Annotated in this window: 18 protein-coding genes, 2 tRNA genes and 2 pseudogenes; 7 read left to right on the top strand and 15 right to left on the bottom strand. The window is 68.1% G+C overall.

The genetic code is table 11. The annotated features are described in order from the left end of the window. Nucleotides 1-115: 115 nt before the first annotated feature. From epsC to G7063_RS05625, 3 genes are all read right to left on the bottom strand, one after another. A complete protein-coding gene (gene epsC / locus G7063_RS05615; protein ID WP_240916199.1) occupies nt 116-721 on the bottom strand; it encodes a serine O-acetyltransferase EpsC in 606 nt (201 codons plus the stop codon). A gap of 67 nt (nt 722-788) precedes the next feature. Beyond that, nucleotides 789-1,724: a cysteine synthase A gene (cysK, locus tag G7063_RS05620; RefSeq protein ID WP_166413525.1), complete on the bottom strand. Its 936-nt coding sequence runs from the start codon at nt 1,722-1,724 to the stop codon at nt 789-791. 615 nt (nt 1,725-2,339) lie between these two features. Further along, nucleotides 2,340-3,437, bottom strand: coding sequence for an FAD-dependent oxidoreductase (locus G7063_RS05625; RefSeq protein WP_166413526.1), 1,098 nt, complete (start codon nt 3,435-3,437; stop codon nt 2,340-2,342). A 57-nt stretch (nt 3,438-3,494) separates the two neighbouring features. Here G7063_RS05625 and G7063_RS05630 point away from each other — a divergent pair, with 57 nt between their 5' ends. Next, nucleotides 3,495-4,577, top strand: coding sequence for a winged helix DNA-binding domain-containing protein (locus G7063_RS05630; protein WP_166413527.1), 1,083 nt, complete (start codon nt 3,495-3,497; stop codon nt 4,575-4,577). Between the two features lie 3 nt (nt 4,578-4,580). On the opposite strand, the gene G7063_RS05635 is transcribed toward G7063_RS05630, so the two are convergent. From G7063_RS05635 to G7063_RS05660, 6 genes are all read right to left on the bottom strand, one after another. Next, nucleotides 4,581-5,312 (bottom strand): DUF6308 family protein, encoded by a 732-nt coding sequence (locus G7063_RS05635; RefSeq protein WP_166413528.1) that lies wholly within the window; start codon nt 5,310-5,312, stop codon nt 4,581-4,583. Nucleotides 5,313-5,709: 397 nt separating this feature from the next. Next, complete coding sequence (locus G7063_RS05640; protein WP_166413529.1) at nt 5,710-5,946, bottom strand: hypothetical protein; 237 nt, start codon at nt 5,944-5,946, stop codon at nt 5,710-5,712. Continuing rightward, nucleotides 5,943-6,365 (bottom strand): hypothetical protein, encoded by a 423-nt coding sequence (locus G7063_RS05645; RefSeq protein WP_166413530.1) that lies wholly within the window; start codon nt 6,363-6,365, stop codon nt 5,943-5,945. The genes G7063_RS05640 and G7063_RS05645 overlap by 4 nt, the downstream gene beginning before the upstream one ends. After that, nucleotides 6,362-6,811, bottom strand: coding sequence for a hypothetical protein (locus tag G7063_RS05650; protein WP_166413531.1), 450 nt, complete (start codon nt 6,809-6,811; stop codon nt 6,362-6,364). Before G7063_RS05650 ends, G7063_RS05645 begins: the two co-directional genes overlap by 4 nt. Next, the gene (locus G7063_RS05655) at nt 6,808-7,164 is read right to left on the bottom strand and encodes a hypothetical protein (RefSeq protein WP_166413532.1); all 357 of its coding nucleotides are present in this window, start codon (nt 7,162-7,164) and stop codon (nt 6,808-6,810) included. The genes G7063_RS05650 and G7063_RS05655 overlap by 4 nt, the downstream gene beginning before the upstream one ends. A 1,189-nt stretch (nt 7,165-8,353) precedes the next feature. Then, nucleotides 8,354-8,560 carry a helix-turn-helix domain-containing protein gene (locus tag G7063_RS05660; protein ID WP_166413533.1) on the bottom strand — a complete coding sequence of 69 codons (207 nt, stop codon included), beginning with the start codon at nt 8,558-8,560 and terminating at the stop codon, nt 8,354-8,356. A 141-nt stretch (nt 8,561-8,701) separates the two neighbouring features. Here G7063_RS05660 and G7063_RS05665 point away from each other — a divergent pair, with 141 nt between their 5' ends. Then, nucleotides 8,702-9,871, top strand: coding sequence for a tyrosine-type recombinase/integrase (locus G7063_RS05665; RefSeq protein ID WP_166413534.1), 1,170 nt, complete (start codon nt 8,702-8,704; stop codon nt 9,869-9,871). Between the two features lie 101 nt (nt 9,872-9,972). Here the strand turns inward: G7063_RS05665 and G7063_RS05670 are convergent. Next, nucleotides 9,973-10,043: transfer RNA gene (locus tag G7063_RS05670), tRNA-Gly, on the bottom strand. A 115-nt stretch (nt 10,044-10,158) separates the two neighbouring features. Here G7063_RS05670 and G7063_RS05675 point away from each other — a divergent pair. Next, a tRNA-Pro gene (locus G7063_RS05675) sits at nt 10,159-10,232 on the top strand. 265 nt (nt 10,233-10,497) lie between these two features. Here G7063_RS05675 and G7063_RS05680 read toward each other — a convergent pair. Together G7063_RS05680 and G7063_RS05685 are read right to left on the bottom strand one after the other, a co-directional pair. Beyond that, complete coding sequence (locus tag G7063_RS05680) at nt 10,498-12,117, bottom strand: hypothetical protein (protein WP_166413535.1); 1,620 nt, start codon at nt 12,115-12,117, stop codon at nt 10,498-10,500. Continuing rightward, entirely contained in the window at nt 12,114-13,838 is a 1,725-nt protein-coding gene (locus tag G7063_RS05685) for a hypothetical protein (RefSeq protein WP_166413536.1), read from the bottom strand. Before G7063_RS05685 ends, G7063_RS05680 begins: the two co-directional genes overlap by 4 nt. Before the next feature lie 170 nt (nt 13,839-14,008). On the opposite strand from G7063_RS05685, the gene G7063_RS05690 reads away from it, so the two are divergent. From G7063_RS05690 to G7063_RS05705, 4 genes and pseudogenes are all read left to right on the top strand, one after another. Then, on the top strand, nt 14,009-14,305 hold the full coding sequence (locus G7063_RS05690; protein WP_166413537.1) for a hypothetical protein: 297 nt from the start codon (nt 14,009-14,011) through the stop codon (nt 14,303-14,305). 118 nt (nt 14,306-14,423) lie between these two features. Next, nucleotides 14,424-14,750 (top strand): hypothetical protein, encoded by a 327-nt coding sequence (locus tag G7063_RS05695; protein ID WP_166413538.1) that lies wholly within the window; start codon nt 14,424-14,426, stop codon nt 14,748-14,750. Nucleotides 14,751-16,870: 2,120 nt separating this feature from the next. Continuing rightward, nucleotides 16,871-18,107, top strand: a pseudogene (locus G7063_RS05700) (IS3 family transposase). Between the two features lie 15 nt (nt 18,108-18,122). Next, nucleotides 18,123-18,422 (top strand): annotated as a pseudogene (locus tag G7063_RS05705) (IS1634 family transposase); the annotation flags it as partial. 102 nt (nt 18,423-18,524) lie between these two features. Here G7063_RS05705 and G7063_RS05710 read toward each other — a convergent pair. From G7063_RS05710 to G7063_RS05720, 3 genes are all read right to left on the bottom strand, one after another. Then, the gene (locus G7063_RS05710) at nt 18,525-20,165 is read right to left on the bottom strand and encodes a hypothetical protein (protein ID WP_206188215.1); all 1,641 of its coding nucleotides are present in this window, start codon (nt 20,163-20,165) and stop codon (nt 18,525-18,527) included. Between the two features lie 816 nt (nt 20,166-20,981). Beyond that, nucleotides 20,982-22,154 (bottom strand): protein kinase family protein, encoded by a 1,173-nt coding sequence (locus tag G7063_RS05715; protein ID WP_166413539.1) that lies wholly within the window; start codon nt 22,152-22,154, stop codon nt 20,982-20,984. Nucleotides 22,155-22,602: 448 nt separating this feature from the next. Then, nucleotides 22,603-23,238: a DUF2510 domain-containing protein gene (locus G7063_RS05720; protein WP_166413540.1), complete on the bottom strand. Its 636-nt coding sequence runs from the start codon at nt 23,236-23,238 to the stop codon at nt 22,603-22,605. Nucleotides 23,239-23,472: the final 234 nt, after the last annotated feature.

Below are 23,472 nucleotides of genomic sequence, written 5' to 3' on the forward strand. Positions count from 1 at the left end.
GGCCTCCCCAGGGCGCGGTCCGGGCGCCGTCGCCCGGAGATGTCCGGAACCCAGGGTCTCAGGTATCCCGCGTGCGCGCCACGCTCACGGTCCGGCGTGGCGCAGGAGGGACTGCTCAGATCATGTACTCGATGAGCAGCGAGGGGTCCTCGACCGAGCGTCGCTGCCGCTCCGCGACCTCGGCGGGCGTCGCCAGCCTGATCTTCGCCGGCACCCCGACCGCCACCGCGCCCGCGGGCACGTCCTTGACGACGACGGCGTTCGCACCGATCTGCGCGTCGTCCCCGATCCACACCGGACCGAGGATCTTCGCGCCCGCACCCACGACGACGCGGTCGCCGAGTGTCGGGTGCCGCTTGCCGTGCGTCATCGTGCGCCCGCCGAGCGTGACGTTGTGGAAGAGCAGCACGTCGTCGCCGACGACGGCCGTCTGTCCGATGACGATGCCCATGCCGTGGTCGATGAACACGCGCCGACCGAGCTGAGCGCCCGGGTGGATCTCGACGCCCGTGATCGAGCGCGAGATCTGCGAGATGAGGCGTGCGGGCAGCCGCAGCAGCGGGTTGCGCCACATGCGGTGGCTCACGCGGTGGACCCACAGGGCGTGCAGGCCCGGGTACGCGAGCGCGACCTCGAGCCGCGTGCGGGCGGCGGGGTCACGGTCGCGGGCTGCCTGGAGGTCCTCCCTGAGGATGGACCAGGCGCGGCGTGGCAGGGCCACGGTTCTCCTTCCGGAGGGGTGGTGCGGTCCCCGGCGGCGCGCTCGCGCGCGCCGCCGGGGCGTGGTGTCAGTCGACGAGGTCCGCGTAGAGCACGGTCGAGAGGTAGCGCTCACCGAACGACGGGACGACGACGACGATGAGCTTGCCGGCGTTCTCGGGACGCTTGCCGATCTCGAGCGCGGCATAGATCGCGGCGCCCGAGGAGATGCCGACGAGGAGGCCGTCGTCGGTCGCGGCGCGGCGTGCGGTCGCGATCGCCTGGTCGGCGTTGACGTCGAACACCTCGTCGTAGACGGTCGTGTCGAGGATCTCGGGGACGAAGTTCGCGCCGAGGCCCTGGATCTTGTGCGGGCCGGGCTGGCCGCCGTTGAGGATCGGGGACTCCTCGGGCTCGACCGCGATGATCTGGACCTCGGGCTTGCGCTCCTTGAGCACCTGGCCGACGCCCGTGATGGTGCCGCCCGTGCCGATGCCCGCGACGACGATGTCGACCGCGCCGTCGGTGTCGGCCCAGATCTCCTCGGCCGTCGTGCGGCGGTGGACCTCGGGGTTCGCGGCGTTCGCGAACTGGCGCGCGAGGACCGCGCCCGGACGCGACGCGGCGATCTCGTTGGCCTTGTCGACCGCGCCGCGCATTCCCTCGGAGCCCGGCGTGAGGATGAGCTCGGCACCGAACGCGCGCAGGAGCGCGCGGCGCTCCTTCGACATGGTCTCGGGCATGGTGAGGACGACGTCGTAGCCGCGGGCCGCGCCGACCATCGCGAGGGCGATGCCGGTGTTGCCCGACGTCGCCTCGACGATCGTGCCACCCGGGGCGAGGTCGCCCGACGCCTCGGCCGCGTCGATGATCGCGACGCCGATGCGGTCCTTGACGGAGTTCGCGGGGTTGTAGAACTCGAGCTTGGCGACGACGGTCGCGCCGACGCCCTCCGCGAGGCGGTTGAGCTTGACGAGCGGGGTGTTGCCGACGAGAGCGGTGACGTCGTCGTAGATGCGAGCCATGGTTTCCTCTTCGTGTCGTGCGCGGATGTCGCGCAAGGTCTGTTCCCGGACGGTGGCCCGGGGGCGTGCTGTGCGGGGACGCGTGCGCGTCACCGGGTGCGGGGCGAGCGCTGGCTCATCGAGGCTGTGCGTCGATGCCGGGCGAGCAGGCCGTCGGGGCACGACGGCGCAGGCCAGCGCTCTACAGACAGGGACAGCAGGGACGCGTGAAGGCGTCGGCCGCGACGGTGCGGCATGCGAGGGAGGCGGTGGCGATGTGCAGCACGTCGACCTCCCAGGCATCGGCGCCGCCGAAGGGCAGCGCGGTGGTGGCGGCCGTCCGGCACGCCAAGGTTGATGCTAGCCCTCGCCCGCGACGTGCGGCAATGTGACTCGCGCCCGGGTGTCGTGAGTTGTGCGCCCGCGGGCCGACGCGCACCGCGCCCGGAAGGTGCGGTCTGTGGGGTCGGCGTGCGCAACCGGCTTTGTGTCCGATGCGCGCACAGGCAACGGGTGGATGTGGTGGGTGACGGTGTTCGCAGGCACGGGCTTCTGGTCGGCATCATCGCTGCCGCCTCGTTCGTCAAGGCCGTGAAGTCGACGGCCAGGATCCTCGACGCCGCGTTCGGCGGTCCCTCATGCGACGCGTCGGTGCGCGGCGAGCGCCGCGCGTCGTCCGGCTCTCGTCGCGCCGAGCGTCGACGCGGACGCGCCGTAGCCGACGAGCAGCACGCGCGGGTCCTTGTCGACGACGGTGCCGTCGGTGCGGATGCCGCCGCCAGGCTCGCGCAGCCGCAGCGGCGCAAGATGGTCGATCGCGTGGCGGAAGCCTGTCGCCCACACGACGGTGTCGGCGCGGACGACGTGCTCGGTGCCGTCGTCGTCGGCGAACACGACGCCGTCCGGAACCATGCGCGTGAACATGCCTCGCGAGACGAGCGTGCCGCGCTCGATGCCGCGCCGGTAGGTGTCGGTGAGGGGGAGGCCGGTCGCGGCGACGACCGAGAGCGTCGGCAGCCCGGCGAGCGTGCGCTCGCGCACGCGACGCTCGACGTCGAGGCCCCACGCGGGGTCGAACGGCTCGGGCGTCCAGCCGGGCGCCCGACGCGTCGCCCACGTCGTCGTGCGGGCGACGCCCTCGAGCCCGAGCAGCAGCTGCACGGCCGACGTGCCGCCGCCCACGACGACGACGTCCTGGTCACGCATGTCCTCGACCGTCCAGAAGTCGCGCGTGTGCATCTGCCGGCCGCCGAACGTCTCGCGGCCGGCGACGTACGGCCAGTGCGGGCGGTCCCACGTGCCGGTCGCGCTCACGAGCGTGCGGGCGCGCCAGGAGCCGGCGTCGGTCGTCACGGTGAGCGGTCCGTCCGGTCCGTCGTCGGAGGACACGGCGGTGACGCGGACGGGCCGCACGACGGGCAGGTCGAAGCGCTGCTCGTACGTGCCGTAGTAGCGCTCGACGACGGCGCTCGCGGGCTCGGTCGGGTCGGGCGTGCCGAGGGGGAGGCCGGGCAGGTCTGCGATGCCGTGCGCGCCGCCGAACGTCAGCGACGGCCAGCGGTGGCGCCACGCGCCGCCCGGCCCGGGGTTCGCGTCGAGCACGACGTGCTCCGTGCCGAGGCGCTGCAGGTGGTAGGACGCCGAGAGCCCGGCCTGACCGGCTCCCACGACGACGACGTCGTGGACGCCGTGGTCCGTCGCCGCGGCACGGCTGCGCTCGTCGAGGGTCGTCATGCCCGGTCAACGCCCCCGGTGCGGGCGGGATTCCGTGACGGCTGCCACGATGGGTCGATGGGACACAAGCTCACCGCGCGCGACGTCCGGCGCGTGCGCGTCGCCTCGCTCGGGCTCGACGGACGGTTCGCGACGGGTGCCGGCGCAGACGATGTCGTGGCTGCCGCCTCGGGGCTGCTCGCCGTCCAGGGACAGGACCTCGGGCAGGTGCTGTGGGCGCTCGGGCTGCGCGCCGGCGCAACGGTCACGCAGGTGCGGGAGGCGTTCACGCGCGGCGACCTCGTGTGGTTGTGGCCGCTGCGTGGGACGCTCCACGCGCTGGCGGCCGACGACCTGCCGTGGCTGCTGTCGCTCACGGGGGAGCGTATGCGTCGGGCGGCGGCGCGACGGCGCGAGCAGCTCGGCATCGCCGACCGTGACCTCGAGGCAGCGCGCACAGCCGCCGTGTCGCTGATGCACGGCGGCGGGGCGTCGCGTGCCACGCTGCTCGCTGCGTTCGTGGACGCCGGGCAGGGCGTCGCCGCAGGCCGCGGGTACCACCTCATCGTCGATCTGGCCGTCCAGGGAGTCCTCGCACTCGGACCGTTCGACGGCACCGAGCATCTCTTCGTCCTGCTCGACGAGCTCGTGCCCGACCTCGTCGTCACTCCGCGAGCCACCGCGGTGCGGACGCTCGTCGAACGCTACGTCCGCGGGCACGGGCCGGCGACGCCCGCCGATGTCGCCCGCTGGTGCGGGCTGCCGCTCGGCGACCTGAGGCCCGCGCTCGCGGACCTCGCCGACGCCGGGGTGGTCACGTCCGTCGAGATCCCGTCCGGTCCCGCGTGGGTCGTGCCCGACGCCCTCGACGCCGCCCCGCGCGCGACGGGAGTGCTGCTCCTGCCCGGGTTCGATGAGCTTGTCCTCGGCTACGCCGACCGCACCGCGACCCTCACCACCGCGCACGAGACGCTCATCGTGCCGGGTGGCAACGGCGTCTTCAAACCTGTCGTCGTCGCCGACGGACGCGCCGTCGCGACGTGGACCGCGGGACGCGACGGGTCGGTCTCTGCAGAGCCGCTGAGCAGGCCGCTCACGGCTGCCGTGGAGCGCGGGGTGAGGGTGCAGGCGCGACACGTTGAGCGCTTTCGCGCTGGGTGACGCCTATCCGGCGGTGATCGCGCGTTCGGCAGCCACGGGGTCGTCGAGGCCAGCCTGCTCGAACGCTTCCTGACGTCGCTTGACCTGACCGGGCGCGGAGCTGTGCGCGTACCACGTGACGATGTCGAAGGCGCGCAATGGTGTGACCAGTTCTGCTCCGGCCACGCCCTCGGAAAGTCTTGACAGGTGCTCGTGAACGGTCTCTCCGTCGATCTCGGAAAGGAGCAGCGTGTGCATCATCTCCCAATGGCCGCGCGCGCTGCGCATGCCCAGGGCCTGTGCCACGACGCTGTCGTAGATCGGGACAAGTCGTGGTCGCTTTCGGGCCATGAGCTTGCTCGCGCTCGTCGGGCCCATCCCGGGGATGTCGCGGAGCAGCTGCCAGAGGGACTGGAGCGCCTCCTCCGGATCGAGGATGGCCTTCTCGTCGACCTCCCACAGGTTCGTCTCGGGCGGAGGAGCGTCGGCGAGCAGGGCCGAGACTCTGCCGGCGTCCTCGACCAGGAGTCGCATGACGGCGTCGCCACCGACGGGAACTGCCAGACAAGAGAGCGCGACGATGTCCGCGGTGGTCACCTTGTTGGCGTGGGCGGGGTCGTTCCACGGGTGGCCCACAGACTCGAAGCCGCGGCCCGTGAACGTCGTGAGGTAGTGGGAGAGCAGGGCGCGCGCGACATCCGTGTTGTCGGGATAGAGCACCCGGGGAAGCCTGAGCGGTGCGGTGGACGTGCTCATCATGAGACTCCTCGCATCGTTGACGATGAACCCAGGGAGGCGGGAGCGCAGGGGGCGTGAGGTTCTGCGACCGCCGCTCGCACGTTCCCGGTGGAGCGGATGACGGGAATCGAACCCGCGTAATCAGTTTGGAAGAATGCTCCGAGGCGAAAAGCGACCTGCGGAAACGGCTTCTGATCTGCAAAAACATGAAACGTAGCGAACTCAAGCGGCCACGTCGTGCCATAAGTTGCCCCCTCTTCTGGCACGGATCTGGCACGAACGTGGCACACGAGAGCCCCCCACCGGAGGAGACGGAGGGGGGCTCTCGACGCTCCGTGCGCACCCCCGAACAAGGCGCTTGGAGCGGCTGTGACCGCGCGGGGTCGCGGAGGACGGTCCGTCCCCGCGCGGTCGGCTAGTCGGGCATCGGGAACGCCCGGCGCTGAACCCCTGCGGAGAGCCCCGGCGCGAGGAGAACCTCACGGACGCGCTGGCCCCGGAAGACGAGAACGTGGACCGTCCCATCCGCACAGCGGACGTAGGTCGCACCCTCGCGCGTGACGGTGTCGGCGGTCGCGGGGACGCCCCACGAGCCCGCGCCGACGTCGACGCGCTGCGGCCCCGAGATCCTCGGGCGGACGAGCGTGGTCACGAGTCGTCCCCGAGGTGCTCAGCCTCGATTGCGGCGAGATCGAGAAACGCGCCGAGGCTCAGCACGACGAAACTGTCCCGCGCTGCGTGGCCCGGACGTGCCCAGACGACGGCGCTGTGCGGGCGGTCGTCGACCTCAGCGGCGACGTCTGCGCGGAGGAGCCACCCCTGCCAATCGCGCCTGCCCCAACTCGTCGTGGTCATGAGTGCCCATCGGTCCGTGAGGATGTGGGACATCTGCAAGCGTGAGCGCTCGTCGTCGGAGATGCGGCGGCGCTCCTCGCGGACCTTGACCCGGATGCCCCGGCTCTCGACGATCATGCCGACGAGAGTCATGAACAGGTTCTGACGGTGCCTGTACGTCGTCGCTGGCAGGTTGTTGACCGGCAAGTCGGCGTGGAGGTGCTCATGGACGGTCACGCCCGACCTCCCGGGTAGCGAGCCGTGATCGAGTTCGTGGCCTGCGGAGGGCCGTAGTCCGTCTCGACGCGGCGCAGGGCGTCCCAGCGCCGGGACTCGGGCAGTGCCCACGCCTCGCGGCGGGCGCGCTCGCGGGCCTCGGTGTGCTCGGGGGTCCCCGGCTCCCACGACGTGAGCCCCTCGGGGGCCGGACCGCGCGCGAACATGCGCTGGCCCCAGCGGGCGATCTGCGCGGGCTCGTCGTCGATGAGATCGAGCCACGAGCCGCCGAGGCGGTCGATGCTCGCGGCGATCATGGGCTCCGTGAGCGTGAGCGTCTGCCCGCGACGGAGCGTGATCGGCGGGGGTCCGCCGATGGGCTCGGTGCTTGTCGAGAGCGTGAGGCCGGAGCGGACCCCGTGGATCTCGTCCCCGGGCTGCGGGCGGGTGTGCGGGGCGTCGGTCATGCGAGAACCTCCGAGAGGGCGTGTGCGGGCGTCTGAGGGGGTGTGTGGGCGGCTGCGAGCCGCGCGAGGGCGTCGGCTGCGTCGGGCTGTTCGCGGGCGCGCAGAGCGGCGGAGAGCGGCGCTGCGATCTCGGGGTGCTGGCGGACCGCGTCCGCGACGGCGCGGGCGAGGGCCTCGGCATCCGCGAGGCTGCGGGCGATCTCGGCATCGTCGATCCCGAGGCGGTCCGCGAGTGCTCCCACGACGGTCACGGTCGTCCGTGCTGCGGCGAGGACGTCCGAGGGGCGTCCTCCGAGGAGGGCGGCTGCTCGGGCTGCCCGCACGTCGGCGAGAGCGTCTACGAGGGCTCCCACGACGTCTGAGGTCCCGACCTCCTCCGAGGCTCGGATGTCGCGGAGGAGGTCTGCGCGAACGCATCGCGAGGCGTGGCGGAAGATCGCGCTGCGCGAGATCCCGAATGCGGCGGCAAGATCTTCTTTTCGCTCGCCCGCGAGGACGCGGGCGTCGATATCCCGCCGCTGCGGATGCGCGCAGGTGGTGCAGAGTCTAGCCATTTCGAGATTCCTCCTCCGCGAGGCCGAATCGGTCTCGCACTTACTATCGGCCGGAGAGGCGAAGACGTGCCGGAGATCTTGGCGAGAACTATTAGGTCCCGGTTTCGCTAGGTCGGAATATTCCTCCGACCGCGCGAAGTCTCCGATTGTGCGAAGCGCTCTCGATCTCGTGCCAGAGGTCAAGGGCGTCTGCGTCCCCGGACGCTGCGGCTCTGAGGACGGCCTCGGGGGTGCCTGCGATACCTCCGGGGTGTCCCCACGCCTGTGAGGCTGCGTAGGTGGCCGCTGCGGCCCTCTGGCGGGGTGTCTCGGGGGTGCTGACGTGCTGTGCGGAGGGGTGGGCGAGGATGCCGAGGCGTGAGGTCGATCCGAGCCACCGTGAGGTGATCTCCCGTGCGAGGTCGACGGCCTCAGCGCGAGGCGTATATCTAGATCTGACAAGGATCGTGTGCAGGTGAGGGTGCCACCCTGCGGTGCTCAGAGCGATCCCCGTCAGCCGCATGTGACCGTCGACGCGGCCAGCCAGCCAGCCCCGGCGCGTCAGCGCTCCCCATGCGGCGTCAAGGTCGTCCCAGACGCTTGCCAGAGGCGCTCCGGGAGGGGTGTCGACCGTGGCGGTCCAAAGGAGGGCGGTCCCCGCCTCAGCGACGACGGAGCGGGCGTGTGAGGCGTCGGCGCGCTGGCGTCTGGGGCCGCATCGTGTGCAGAGGAGATGCGTGCAGCGCCGTCGGCCGTACCGGCCGCACTCGCGGATCTTGGCAAGCGTTGTGACGTCGCGGAGGAACGCATCGAGCCCCCGAGGGGGGATTGTTTCTGTATCTAGTGACAGTAGATAGGGCTGTGGCGCAGAGGGCGCGAAGTCTAAGATGGGCATTGCAGTCTCCCGGTAGCGCCGGGGTCGGCAAACAACGGCGCTACCCATACCATCGGCATGAATGTGAGAGAGCCCCCGATAGTCGGGGGCTTTCTCATTTCATGAATCTTGTGGTCAGAATGCCGTTGTGGCAGGAATCTTGTTTGCGTCGACGAATGCCGCGAGGTCGTCGACCTCGAAGCGCACGGCCCTCCCGACGTGGACGGCGGGGATGCGCCGCTCAGCGGCGAGGCGGCGGACGGTGCGGGGCGAGACACCGAGGATCTCGGCTGCGGCGGAGGTGTCGACGAGCGGGCGGCGGGGCTGGGGTGTCGTGTTCATGGCAGTGGTACGCCCCAGCGGACCGATCTCACAGTGACCGGCCTCGCGTGGCCTCGACTTCGCGCCGGGGCCTCTCGGGCGTAGAACGCTCTAGACACGCTGGGTATGATCAGTCTTAGTGGCACAACCGAGGAGGACCCCATGACCGCACCCACCCCCCGCAAGCGGCGCGCCGGTCGCGCGTCGTTTGGCTCCGTCCGCCGCCTCGCCTCGGGGCGCTGGCAGGCGCGCTATCCCGACGAGGCCGGTCAGCCGATGAACGCGCCGACGACGTTCGAGACGCGCGGCGAGGCTGAGACGCACCTCGCGGACGTCCGCGCTCAGCGTGCGCGTGGCGCGTGGATCGACCCGCGAGGCGCGCGCATTCCGTTGCACGAGTGGATCGGGCAGTGGATCGAGAACGGGGGCTCTCGCGGCTCGCTGGCACCCCGCACGGCGAAGATGTACCGAGACGTTGCGCGCCTGCGCATCGACCCCAGCATCGGCGCTGTGGAGGTCGGGAAGATCACGCCTGCGGCGGTCCGGCGCTGGCACACCGAGGCGCTCAAGGCGGCGGGCAAGGCCGGTAAGGGGGAAGCGCAGGTGAGGCAGGCGTACGCGCTGCTCAAGGCATCGCTGCGGACCGCCGAGGCGGACGGGCTGATCGCCAAGAACCCTTGCCAGATCGTTGGCGCTGGGACCGCGAGGAGCGACGAGAGGCCTCTCATGAGCGTTGAGGTCTTCGGCGAGATCGTCGCGCACCTCCCGGAGCACCTGCGGGCTCCCGTCGTGACGATGATCGGTGCGCACCTGCGGCTTGGCGAACTCGTCGCGCTGCGGCGCGGGGACCTCGACCTCGACGCGGGCACGCTGCGGATCGAACGGCAGATCGTCGCGGACGGCGCTGAGCCGAGCCCGACCAAGACGCGCGCGTGGAGGTCCGTGGATCTGCCCGCCTCGGTTGTGAGCGTCCTGCGTGAGCACCTCGCGTCGGGCCCCACTGCGCTTCCCGGCGCTCCGCTCTTCTGGGGGGCTCGTCCCGCTGCGGGCGGCACGTATACGTGGACGGGTGAACCGCTCCGTCGGGCGGCTGTGCAGCGTGCATGGGCCAAGGCCCGGGATCTCGCAGGGCACCCCGAGTACCATTTGCACGATGCGCGCCACACGGGCCTGACGGTCGTCGCTGGCATTCCCGGCATGGCGACCAAGGACATCATGCGTCGTGGCGGGCACACGACGATGCGCGCAGCGTTGGGCTACCAGCACGCAGTTCAGACGAGCGGCAAGGTGGCTGCGGCAGGGCTCGACGCGGCGCTCGCGGGGGTGCTCTAGTGGCACGCTATGGCACGGATCTGGCACGCGGAGGGTCCCGAGTGGGGCGCTGGGGTGCGTGCGGGGCGCTCCGCGAGGCTCTGACCTGCGGAAACGTTCGGAGCGGATGACGGGAATCGAACCCGCGTAATCAGTTTGGAAGACTGAGGCTCTACCATTGAGCTACATCCGCGAGGTCTCACCAGAGGCAGGACCGACGGATACATTAGCAGGCGGCGGGCGTGCTCCCGCACCCGAGGGCGCTTCGAGCGTCTATGCTTCTCGACGGACCGCGCTCTGTGCGGCCGCGGGGTGTGGCGCAGGTTGGTAGCGCGTCCGGTTTGGGACCGGAAGGTCGCAGGTTCAAATCCTGTCACCCCGACCCCGGACTGGTGACACAACTTCACCGGTCGTAGTGACAGAACCTCTCGTCGAGGGCCCTGCGGGGCTCTGGGTGAGGGGTTCTGTCCGTTTCCGGCGCCGGTCGGTCGGCGCGGCTCAGTGTTCGGGCTGCCAGCGGCGAACAGTGACGCTCGCTCGGGGTGGTTCGGGGGCGTGCGGAGAATCGCCGGTGGCCCGTCAGGCTCGGGGCCTGCGGGCTGTGTGGGTGGGGCTGTGGAGTTCGGTGCGCGGCGGGCCGCGCGGGCTCAGTTGGCTGGTGGTGCGCCGGGTCGCTGAGGGGAGCTCGCGACGGCGTTGAGCCGGAGTCGCTCGATGTCGGTGCCGGGTTCGGCGTCGTAGAGGGCGCCGTCGTCGATGGCGTTCTTCGTGGCCCAGGAGCGGATGGCCTGGATGTTGTACTGCACGATCGCTGCGGCGGTCATGAGGGCAGTGGCGGTGATGCCCATGACGCGGGTCCAGCCGCGTGTCATGCCTTGCCCGGAGCGGGCCTTGAGGCCGCCGAAGGCTCCTTCGACCGAGGAGCGTCGGGAGTAGTTCTCGATCCAGTCGGGGGTGCCCCAGCGGTGGGGCTGGTGGTGCTTGGAGATGACGTCGGAGCGCAGGGTGAGGGTGACTGCGTCGTAGATCTTGAGGTTGCGCTGTGCGGGGGTGGCGAGGTGGCGGTCGGCGCCGGGGCGGAAGAACCGCTGGTCTCCGTTGGCCTTGCGGCGGCCGTTGGGAGTCAGGGCGAAGCGTCCGAGCTCGGCGATCTGGGCGTGGAACTCGGCGAGGTTGCGGATGGCTGCCTCGTGGCGACGCTTGGCTCGTGCGGAGGCCTTGGGTGCCAGGGGTGCGATCTTGTAGCGGGTGGGGCGCTTGAGCGTGAAGAGCTCCTTCGGCGTCCAGGGGACGTAGGGCCAGCCGGCGAACATGATGACGCCGGTGTCCGCGTCGATGCGGGGCTTGAGGTCGTCCTTGAGCATGTCGGTGTACTGCTGGATGCCGCGTGCGTGGAGCTCGTCGGCCCAGATCTCCTGGCGCCAGTTGCTGTACCCGCGGTCGGTGAGGATCGTCGGGTTGGGTGCCGTGGGAAGGACGACGTCGTCGAGCAGCTCCAGTGTGGGGTCGGTCAGGGGCGTGGCTGCGGGCACGAGGTTGAAGCCGGCGAAGGTCTTGAGGGGCTGGTAGATGCTGCCGGGGGTGTAGCTCGTGGTGACGGCGTTGAGGTGGTAGCCGAAGAACATCTCCGAGGCTGAGTCGGTGGTCCGGGTGCGGTGACCGTGGCGGGCGTCGGGGTCGGCGGCGAAGGTGCGCTGACGGGTCCAGGCGGAGCCGTCGGCGAGGTAGTCCTCCCCGGGCTCGGGGCGGGTCTTCACGCTGCCGGGACGGCTCCAGGTGGGGACCGCGGAGGCGTCGATCGCGTAGGTCGTGGCCGCGGGAAGCCATGCGGGTGTGGATGCGCCGATGAGGGCGTTGAGCCATGCGGTCGTGGACTCGTAGCGGGCGATGCGCTCGTCCTCGGTGAGGTCGGGGCGCTTGTGCGGGGAGTAGTCCAGGGCGTTGACGATCGCGTTGAACAGGTAGCGGAACTGGCGGATGGTGAGGCGGTGCTCGGTGCCGTTCTTGGTCCACAGGAGTCCGTCGCGGCGCAGTCGCGAGCCGCAGAGCTCCTCGGTGAGGATGCGGTGGATCGTGGTGTGCGTGGCGTCGCGGAAGCGTGAGCTGGCGGCGACGACGGTGGCGGCCAGAAGGGTCTCCACGCGCAGCGGGCGGGGTCGTCCTCCGCGGGGGCTGGCGAGCTCGGCCTCGATCTTGTGGGCGATGCCGGAGGTTCGCACGACGTTCAGGGCGCGGTCGAACTCCGTCTCCAGGGTGCGGACGCTCATCGGGTCACCTGCTTCCCGCCGGCAGTGGCCGTGGTGGCGGACGCGTGGGGTGCGTCGGGTGCGGTGCGGCTGGTGGTGACGTGCGCGGGGGCGAGGGTTGCGTGGGGCAGGAGGTCGGCGAGGGTGGCGGCCGTGGTGAGTCCGGCGTCGGCGAGCAGGCGGGGCAGGGGGATGGCGACGTGGATCATCGCGAACAGCCACGTGGTGCGCATGCGGGCGACGTCGAGCTTGATCTCGGTGCGGGATGCTGTGGTCAGTCGCAGGGTGGTGACGTTGCGGCGGCCTTCGAGGTGCCCGATGAGAAGGGCGTCCGGGGCGCCGGTGTGCAGGGCGAGACCGGTGCGCACGAGAGGCGCGTAGGTGTCGCGGATGATGACGGTGCGCGGGGCCGGCCCGGCGGGGACGGTGACAGTGAGGTAGGGGAAGAGCGTGTCGGTGTCGTGCTCGACGATGTCGATGGCGCGCACGTAGCGCAGGTCGCGCGTGGCCAGGCCCGCACCCAGGGCGAGACCGACGGTGAGTGCGCCGACGCGGCACCTGGCGGTGGACGGCTGGACCTGGACGAGCTCGGTCAGCCACATGCACTCCTCGGGGCTGTAGGGGCCGCGCAGAGGGGTGTAGGTGCTCGGGATGCTCAGCGGGGTGGCGTCCAGAGCCCCGACCATGCGGCGCAGCGCGGAGCGGGTGGAGGCCAGGGACGCGGCCGAGTGGGGGGCGTGGGTGGTGCGCCGGTGACTGATGTACGCCTCGACGAGGTCGGGGGCGAGGATCTCGGTGGCCGAGAGCTGCGCGGCGGGGTCGGGGCGTGTGGGCTGGCGGGTGGCCCAGGCCAGGAACTGCACGGCCGCGGTTGCGCGGGCACGGGCGATGTTGACGGTCGTCGGGGCGGACCCGGTGACCAGCCGCAGCGTGAGGGGACGCAGCTCGGCCCACTGCCGGCCTGCCATGCCGCGAGGGAAGTAGTCGCGCAGGGCCGCGGCGACGTCCTCGGGCAGGGAAGCGGGGTCGGGCTCGGGAGCCAGGACGGGGCCGGAGGCGGCCCGACGCGAGGCTGCGCGCTCGGCACGCTCCAGGGCGAGCTGGGCACGCTTGGAGAGTGCCTTGGGGGTCTGGGGAGTCTTCGGGGTGGGTGTGGCTTGGACCGCCTCCGTGCTTCGCTCATCGGTCGCCTGCAGGATGCGGGCGGTGTAGGTGAGCTCGAGGGTGCGCGCTGTGCGTCCCCGTGCAGTGCCCTGGCGCAGCGTGGCGGCCAGTGCCGTGAGCGTGGAGGCGGTGACGGGACGGCCTGCCTGGGCCAGGGCGTCGGCGAGGACCAGGACGCTGGCGTCCTGGGTGTAGGTGCGCACACGCGCTGCGGGGCGGGTGCGACGGCGCGTAGGGATCTCGAGGCCGCGGGCGGTGCGTCCGGCGGCGTCCAGGCGGGCGGCGAGGTGGCCGGTGGAGCGGCCGCCGCGTGCGGCGTGACGTTCGAGCAGGACGTTGATCGCGGTGGGCGTCAGGAGCCGGGCCAGGTCGGGGGTGGCCTGCTGGTCCCAGCCGTAGGGGCCGGCGAGGAACGTGCACAGGGCCCATGCCATGCCGCGAGCACGCCGGGGATCGGACGGTTCGGTGCGGGCGGCGAGGTCGAGCACGGCCGCGCGGGCCAGGGCCCAGGCGTGGGTGCCGAGCACGGTGGGGGTGTAGTGCTCGAGGACGGCGAGGACCTGTGGATTGGCGTTCATGGCCGGGACGGTCGCGAGGACGATCCGGCGGGCAATGCCGCGACGGCGCGGTGTTCGCGGTGCGGGTTTGGGTGCGGGTGGGGCGCCGCGACGGTGAGGGAGTGAGCGTTGCGACGCTCCGCACCACCTGTGGCGCACCGTCGCAGGGGTGTCCAATCGAGGAGGACCACATGTCCACCACGACCATGCCCCGTCGGGGCAAGCGTCTTCAGGCTCGTCGTCGTTCTGAGCTCTTGACCAAGCGTGCCGCTGTCGGTGCGCAGTGGGCCGACAGGATGTCGCACGGCTTTGCCTCGGGTCGTCTCCTCCAGGAGATGGCGACGTTGGAGCTGACGCTCATGGAGGGCTGGCCGCACCTGAGCGAGAGGTGGGTCTCGGAGTGGATCATCGCTGATGTGCGACGGATCCACGGCGGCCCGGAGGCGCAGATGCCTGGATGCGGATACTGCGCGTTGGCGCAGAAGTAGTACCCCCGGGGTGGGTCGGGACTGTCAGGTCCCGACCCACCCCGTCCGCACTGCCCAGGGGAGGTGCAGGGGCACGATGGGGTGCATGACGTCATGTGATGCGGAAGTACCTGTCTGGATGTGGGAGGTCGAGCCGGGCCGGCTCGACGTGCGAGTCCTGGGCCAAGGACGGTTCTGGGTGACGCGCGAGGCGCAGGTGCTCGAGCTGTCGGCGATGACGGGCGAGCACCTGCAGGCTGTCGCGGAGATGCTGCGTGGCAAGGCGATGCTGCTGCACATGTGGGCGATGGGAGACCTGCTCGCGGGCTTCGCCGACGGCACCACGGCCGGAGAGCTGCTCGCGATGGAGCTCACCGGGGTGAGCATCGCGGACCTGGACCCGGAGGAGTGGCTGGCGACGACGCCGTTAATGCGGGCGATCGAAAATCCGTCCCTGAGGGTTTGATCGCGTAGTGCTGCACGGCGACAGTCATGGATGACTACGCGTAGCGGAAGTTGAATCGTACGACCGGGATTTGCGGTCGGGACGTTAGGAATCGCGCGGATGGTGATCGATCGCCCTGCCTGACTCCTTGCGCACCCATCGCGTAGGGTCGCAACACGTTGGGCGTGACAACGGACTGGAAACTCCACCTTCGAACTGACTCTCGATAATGCTGCCGACGGTGTGACCCAAGTAGTGGCCGATGGTCCGAGAAATAGTGGACGCGTTCCTGAATAGATCTGCTGCAAAGGCGCAAAGCGGGGTTGCCCGCCAATTGCGGACCGTGCAAGCGGCTGGTCGCCGCCAACCGTCAGACTTCTTTATGGCCTACACGCGTCCCGCACGAATGTCCACTGAGGTTCAGTGTGCGTGCGCTCGTGCGAAGTTGACCTTAGTGGAGATCTCGTCGTGGAATCGATGGCTAAGCCGCGCAGCGACGAGTGCTGCGCTTGCCGCGGACTCGCCTGCTCATTGAGTTCTCGTCCCAGTTCGGCACGTGGCTCCCCGGAAACGTGCGCCTGGATCTGAGGCGATTTCTATGAAAGTAGCCGAAGGCAATCCTCGGTAAGAGAATTGAGTGTTGAGAAGTCGTAGGAAGACATGGCGGAAGAGCGCTGTGTGATCTCCGCGTCAGATATTCCGTTCAGTGCCGATCGAACGCCCTTGCACAGTTGGACCTGTTCGGCGGTGCCGGCTGCATCAAACCTGTTCAGTAGATCAACGACATCGCTGCTGAATAGTTGATCGCGAGAGACTGCTATCCCGGGACGTGCAGGCGGCGCGGGCTGAGATGTGGAACGAACCACGGTCGAGGTGGTCGTCTTGCCTTCACTACCTCCGCAGGAGTTGAGCATGCCGAAAATAATGCCTATGGTCGCGAATGCTGCAATGTATGTAAAGCAGCCAGGACTCGAGGAGCTTCCGCCGCCGGTCCAGGGGGCTTGCTCAAAGCTGGCATTGTCGTCGTCGTTCGAATGAATGCTGTACATGTTTCCCTGATCTCGCGTACCTGAGACTGGCTTCCTGGAGCCAGTCAATCGCATCGTATCGACCATCGTACCGATGCATCGGACTCATCGTGTGGAGGAAATCGGTGCACTGGAAGCCAACTCCCGGGGCGCGGTTCGCGGTCGTCGCGCCGCGCCACGGCGAGATGGGGGCGAGAGTTGGCTTCTCCCGGAGCGGCAATCGCAGGGGCAGCGTGAGACCCCGAAGCTCGGTGCTGTCGTTGGTCAGTTGGCCCTGTCAAGGCGCCGGGATCGGTCGCGGCAGTGAGGCGGCCTGCCATTGGATCTCGGCGTGCAAGTCGGGGGTGGTGCAAAACTCCGGCCAACAGGTCACTCTGCACATGGTTCTTCGGCCGGGAGTGAGAGGGATTGATCCTCGTCGGCGAGGAGCCCCGCGGACTCCACTGCTACCGCCATCGAGAGGGCTTCGAGGCGACCGCGGACTCGGCTTGCTTGCGGGAGTGGGCCAAAGTGCGCGAGGACGTGGAAGTCGTCGAGTGCCTCGTGGCCTCGAGTCGTCCATGAGACGGGACGATGACAAGTCGCTCGTGTCAAGGCCGCTCGAGTAGGCCGATCAGGTCAGGTTACACGAGGAAGACACGACGGGTGACGTCAGTCTGAATCGCGAACTCTCCCCGCATCGTCCAACCGCCGACCCCGCCGTGGTTCGCCCCGCCGCACTGGCACTGACAGTGGAGGGCGTTTCTCGGGTTGCCGTCCTGGCACCGTGGCCCGCACTTCTGCTGTTGGGCGGCATCGGTGATCACGGTGGTGGCGCCCAGCCCGAAACGTTCGATGCAAGCGGCCAGTAGTGTGTCAGCGTGACCCCGGACGATCTCCCAGACTCCGTCGCCGACGTGTCGGATCTGGATGCGGGCGCCCAAAACGTCCCGCAGCCAGAGTGGGTTCGCCCGCGTGTTCGTTGGGTTGTACGGGAGGATCACCTGCGCACGGCCACGTACGGGCACCCAGATAGCCGGAGGGAACCGCATCTCCGGTGGCCTGATCATTGGCCAAGCATAGTGAACCGCCCCGGGTTTTGTAGAGGCTCTCAACCAACGTCGGATGAGAGTCATGGCAGCACCCAGGAAGTACCCCGAGGAGTTTCGCGAGCGTGCGATCCGGCTCGTGCTCGAGGCGAAGAAGGACCCAGGCTCGGCGGCTGGCGCGTGCTGGCGTATCGGTGAGCGGCTCGGGGTCATTTCCGAGACGTTGCGCGGCTGGGTTCAGCGGGCCGAGATCGACGCCGGCACCCGCCCGGGCCACGACCGCCGATGCCGCGCGGTTGGCCGAGCTCGAGCGGGAGAACCGTGAGCTGCGCCGCGCGAACGCGATCTTGCGGTCGGCGTCGGCTTTCTTCGCGGCGGAGCCGGGCCGCCCGCATCGGTGATCGTCGAGTACATCGACAAGCACAGGTCAGACTTTGCCGGTTGTGACGATCTGCCGTGAGCTGCAGGTCGCCCCGAGCACCTACTACGCCGCTAAGGCACGCCTGCCTTCGGCGCGGGCTGTGGCCGACGCGGAGCTCAGCGAGGTCATCGCGGTCGAGCATGCGGCGAACTACGGCGTCTACGGGGCGCGGAAGATGTGGAAGCACGTGAATCGTCTGGGGCATCCGGTGGCGCGGTGCACGGTCGAGCGGCTCATGCGCGACCAAGACCTGCGGGGCGTGGTGCGTGGCGGGGTCAAGCGCACCACGATCCCGGCCAAGGACGGCTGCCGGGCCGGGGACCTGGTCAACCGGGCCTTTAGCGCGTCGGCGCCGAACGAGCTGTGGGTGGCGGACTTCACTTACGTGCGCACGTGGGCGGGGTTCGTCTACGTGGCGTTCATCATCGATGTGTTCTCGCGGATGATCGTGGGCTGGAGGGCCGATACGAGCATGCGCGCGGACCTTGTCACCGACACCTTGGAGATGGCCGTCTGGGCCCGCGGGCGTGCTGGAGTCTCGGATCTGAGCGGCGTGATCCATCACACCGATGCCGGGTCTCAGTACGTCTCGCTGGCGCTGACCGAGCGCCTGGCGGCCTTGGGGATGCGGGCCTCGATCGGGACGGTCGGAGACGCGTATGACAATGCTCTGGCGGAGTCGACGATCGGGCTCTACAAGACCGAGGTCATCCGCCGGCGGGGTCCATGGCGAACCTTGGACGACGTGGAGATCGCCACCTTGGAGTGGGTCGACTGGTCGGGCAATCGACGTCTTCACACCGAGCTCGGCGATGTCCCGCCGGCTGAGCGTGAGGCCGATTCCTGCCGGCAGCAGCTGGTCACTACGCTCGTGGCGACCAGAGAACCGAGCCTCCACTAAACCCGGGGCGGTTCACTATGGCACGTGGAGGCGTCCTTCCGGATGTCCAAGACGGACCTGCGGGCTCGTCCGTTCTTCGTGCGCACCCGTGAAGCCATCGAGGCTCACCTGACCATCGTGTTCACTGCGCTGGCAGTCTCCCGCGCGATCCAGGACCGCACGGGCCTATCGATCCCCAAGGTTCTGCGCGATCTACGGCCCTTACGCTCGGTGACCATCGAGGCCGGCGGCGCCGTCACCGACGTCGCCCCAGCGCTCCCGGCTGACAAAGAGGCTCTCTTCGACGCGATCAGGATGCCGTCGTCAGGGCACTAAGCCGCTGACCCAACTCAGGTCATAAGGTCGTAACCTTCTTTACTGAGATTCTTGAGGCTGAGTGTATCGCCAGCAGCTTCGCCGTTCGACTGTGAATCTGAGCTACTCATCAGGATCCAGTTCCGATACGTCGGCGAACATCTGAGTGGCTTCGCGCATTAGCTTTTCGATGAAGTCGGGCTTGCTTAAGCCATCGAGCTCTTTAGCCAGGAAGGCCTGCCCGCTCGAACCAGACGTGTGCGCGGCTATGCGCGACCGGAGGCTTTGAATACGACGTAGCAATCCGATGTCGCGATCGATGTGCGCGTAGCCGTGAGCTTCGAGGAAGCGCTTGAGTTTGGAGATGCCTTTTTCGTCCTTGATTGACGGGAGGCCTGCGGCGATCGCAGGCTCGTTCAGCAGGTCGACGAGGAGCTTCGCGAGGCTGAGCAACTGTGCTTCGAACTCGGTATCAGTGTCGTTGAGAGGGATTCGAACGCGCGAGATCAATTCGGCGTCGCCTCCTTCAGCCTCGCGGTAAAGGCCCCATCCCCAGTTCTCGGTCCACGCGCGCTGGATGGCAAGATACGCGTTCTTGAAGAGGTGTTCGGGGTTCTCCGTCTCGGCAAACTGGGCAAGGAAAGAGCGTCGAAACGCAGACTTGCTCATCTTCGAGACAGGCGGGATGTTGTATGCACGCCAGTGGTCGCGATGGCTGCTCGGAATGTCCCGACCGATATCACCAAGGAACACCATGACAGCCGCGGGGTTTCCGTTATCGATCTGGACACCCCAGAGATGCCCACAGCTGAGTCTGCCGTCACTTACCGAATAGAGGGTTGGGTCGTCGTAGTAGCGCTTGAGCACCTCTGGCTTGAAGAAGACGGGCGTCAGATAGTGCGGAGCTTCAGGGTTCTTTCCGAAGTAGTTTGCGAGCTTGTCCTCCTCGCAGGTGAACTTCACTGGACGCCCGTTCTCGTCCTCGTCGATTACGAATGCGGGATACGCTTCATCCTCGCGTTCCCACGGCCAGATTCCGCACTGCTCCTGCGGAGGCGGTGGAAGGACTCTTTTGGCAAGCAGTCGAGAGTGGATCTGGTTACGCCCAAGGCCAGTACCACCCACTCCTATGAAGATGACCGAGTCCTTTTCGACGTGGTCCTCTTCGTTCAGATTCGCGAAGGCTTCCGGCTTCTCATCTGTGTCTACAGCCACGTGAGTGTCCGAGAAGAGCAGTAGGTCGAGCTGGCGGGCGGCCTGGTATCGACGCAAGAGCGGTGTCCGAACACGAATCTGGCGTCCGGCGAACTCGATGGCAAGCTCCTTGGATCCATCGTCGCCGATGCTGTAGTAGTTCCCCGTGGCCTTGTCTTCCCATAGATGCATGAGGAGCCGGAACTCTTCAGAGATCAGGTAGGCATCAGGGGCAGCGCCATGCATCTCCTGAACGAGGACGAGCGGTTCGAGATCTGGACCGTCGACGTTGCGGTGGTACGTGCTGACCCACTCGCCGCCTTCGTGATGCTGCGAGAATCCCGGGAAGCCACCGCCGACGGACATGTCCCATCCAGCACTCTGCATCGCACGATCGTGATAGCTCGGCGCGGAAAACGCGGCAAAGCGTCCGCCGCTCCGATCGCCGGAGTCATGCCAGCTGTCGTAGATCACGGTCCACGGACCGCTCCCGTTGGTCTGGCTCGCCATGCGTTCGTCGGCTTGCCGGAGTGCGTCGGCGGCTTCGTCGTGACCCAGCTTGATCTCCATAGTGCTCATGATTATGACAGGGGCTTCGGGCGTGTCAAGTACGAGCACTGTGTCAACGGCACATGAACGCCCCTGGTGCAAACGTCGCCAAATGTGGGTACCGATATGGCCTTCTGAAGCGACTCGAACTCCGAAATAAAGGTAGCGAGGCGCGTGAATAGCGCGGACGGCGTGCAATGGAAACCCAGCCGGGCACGCGAAGTGATGCCTATCGGGGCGTCTTCGCATCTGTCGGTTGTCTAAATGAGAACGATGCCACCATTCATGTTGGTGGGCGCCCTGGGGGCTTACTCGAAAACAACGGAGGCAACCTGTCAACTTCGGGATCTGGTCGAGCGAGCAGGATCGGAACGACTGGATCGAGCGCCAACCGTAGCCAACGTCCGCACGCCGTAGGAACTTCCTGTTGAGGTCCAGCGGGCCATTTGCGATGGGTGCCGGCCGGGAGTCTCGATGAAGAAGCTGGCACGAGTCTTCGGGGTTCATCGGGCCGCCGTTCGTGCAGCAGTCCCGTCTGCGCTGCCGGAAGGCCAGAGAGTTGTCCAGGACGGGGGAGCGGCAGTGCGGTCGGTCGCGGACCGTCGAGCCAGCGACTGTCGTGGTGCAAGCAGCCTGCCCCGCCTTCTGGACGCCTGAAGTTGAGGCGATGATCCTCTCGGGAGGAGTCCGTACGGCGCCTGTCTCCCACTCGCCGCATCGGCGAAGTGGCTGCAAAGTAGGCAGGGAGGACGAACCGTTTCTGGTCAGCGTGGACTTCGAGACAGGTCGGGGTGCGTCAGGGGCACACCGGCGCTGCGGACCGATTGGTGTGCCGCTCTACGCGGGTGCATCCGTCGGGCCGGGCGCGAGCGTCTCGACATCGGCGATGAGTTCCAGGACCGTCTGATATCTGCTGGCAGGGTCCCGGTCGGTGCACCGCTTCACGATGTTGGCGACCGGGTCGGTGCCGTGCGAGAGCGACTCCTTCCCGGTGAAGATGTAGTGCAGCACCCACCCGATCGCATAGATCTCGTTGACGGTGCTGTACTCCTTGAGGCTCTCGAGCTGCGGGTCGCGGATCGTGCCCTTGAGCTCGGTCTTGGTCAGAGTGAAGTCCGAGTCGGCTTCTTTGGACAGCCCGAAGTCCGAGAGCTTCACGATGACGGCCCCGCTCGAGTATGTCTTCACGAGCACGTTCTGCAGACTGACGTCACGGTGCAGGACCCTCTCGCCGTGGATGTAGTTCAAGCCGTAGAGGAACTGCAGGGCGATGCGTTTGCGCGTGGAGAACTTCAATGTGGCATTGCGCTTGCGGATGTAGGCTCGGAGGGTGTCGTCGCAGAACTCCATCCGGTACTCGTCGCGACCCTCGTTGTAGCGGTAGACCTCGACGATGTACGGGAAGCTCAGTCGCTTCATGATGTCGAACTCGCGCTTGAATCGCTCGAGGTCGCGCTCTGCGATGCCGCTCTTCGCGCGCTTCACCGCGAACCGGATGCCGTATTCGGGGTCGATATACGAGTGGACGTTGGCGAAGGAGCCGGAGCCGACCATCTTCAGGTCGACCCTCTCGCGCTGGTTCGCGAGGAGGACGGTCGCAGACGATCTCATGAACGCCGGCTCGTACTTGATGATCTCGATCTCGGTGAAGTCCTCGGGGACAGTGCTCCCGCCCCCATACGAGAGCCACGGCTGGCAGCGTTCGATCCCGTCCTGGTAGCGCTGGTCGAGTGTGACGTCGATGCCTGCGCGCTTGAGGCTGTAGAGGTCGTCTTTGATGTCCTTGATCAGTGCGAGGAGCGTCCTGCTGTTGTCAGCCCAGTAGTGATGGGTGGTGTGGGCCCTGCCGTTGATCGCCTCGAAGTGCTCGTTCAGCTGCTCGTGGAGCGCGCTGAACATGTGGCCGAACTCGACCTCGTCCGTGTATAGCCGATCGAATGCGGCGGAGCTGGACTGCTCCTCGTACTTGGCTCTTAGGTCCGCAATCCTCATCTCGTTTGGCGTGGCCACGTGTCAGACCCGGCTCTCGCCGCAGTGCCGGTCGTCTCTGGAGTCCATGCCCATACCGCAAGATTACCGGTCGGCGCGGGCCCTTAGCTGGCCGGCGACTCGACCTCTTCGATGTTCGTCGTGAGTGGCGCGAGGCTCTTGCGAGAGAGATGTCCGCCGTGGTCAAGCGTGATCGACGGGCGCGCGTGGTCCATCGCGTTGGACACGCTCAGCAGGGCCTCGCTGCGGCAGACAGCGAGATAGCGGAGACCGTGGGTGGTGAGGCGGGGAACGGGCTGCGGCGCGTATCGGTGACTGGTGGGTTAGCGCAGCGAGGGTGCCCGCGAGGACGCGATGGAGGAACTGCCCCGCCCTGCCGGACATCGGAGCCGAGGGGATGATCGTCTCGGGAGGAGCGAGCCGCCTATCAGGCTGAAGGCGATTCGAGCGAGGTGCTGTCGCGGGCGAGTTAGCCCCAAGTCATCTCGCCGGTGTTCCAGTTGATGAGCCCCTCGATCTCGTACCCAGAGTGGGTGCCGTCCTTGTTCTCGCGTGTGACCGCCAGGCAACTGAACGACGTGGACGTCTCGTCGAGGGCTTCGATGGCGGACCCGGTCACGGGCATGCACGAAGCGCTCAGCACTCGTTCCGAGTAGAGGCCGTCCTTGTGGCGCTCTTTAGCAGTCTTGAGCACGTGCTCCTCCAACTGGTCGACATACTCGCGACGGTTCTCCAGCTCAAGACGTTCGGCTTCGGCGCGCGCGGACTCCTCGCACTGCTTCGCCGCGGCCTCCTCTGCTGCAGCCAGCCGAGTAGCCTCAGCCTCGCGCTCGGCACGATCGAGCGCCTCGGCGCTCGCAGCCGCTTGTGCCTCGCGGTCAGCCCTGTCGGCGGCCACGAAGTAGCCGCCGGTGCCGAACGCAGCAAGGACCACGCCAAGCCCGACGAACAGCGGAAGCCATCGCCGTCCTCTGGGAGCCTTCTGTGGCGGGCCTTCGGGCGCGCCAGAAGGCGCAGCAGGCCTCAGCCACATGGTGCCGTCCCAGTAGCGCGAGGCGCCTTGTTCGTCCTCGTACCACCCCGGCGGAAGGCTGCCGTTGGTCATGAGACCCCCTAAGAGTCGTAGCGTGAAGCGCCCCTGTGTTCTGAGCGAACATCGGCACGTCGGACGCCCGACATGAGAGCCTGCTGAAGGCCTCAGGTCTTCGATAGCCGTGAGCGCGACGAAGCCGGCGCGCCCCGATGCCACCGGCCGCGTTGAAGGCGGTGCTTGAGCAGCATCGCGACGATGCGCAGCTCGCCCCGCCTGCTCTTCTCGCAGCCTCGTGAAGCCGGTCGG

This window comes from Sanguibacter sp. HDW7, from assembly GCF_011300875.1.
Classification (GTDB): Bacteria; Actinomycetota; Actinomycetes; order Actinomycetales; family Cellulomonadaceae; genus Flavimobilis.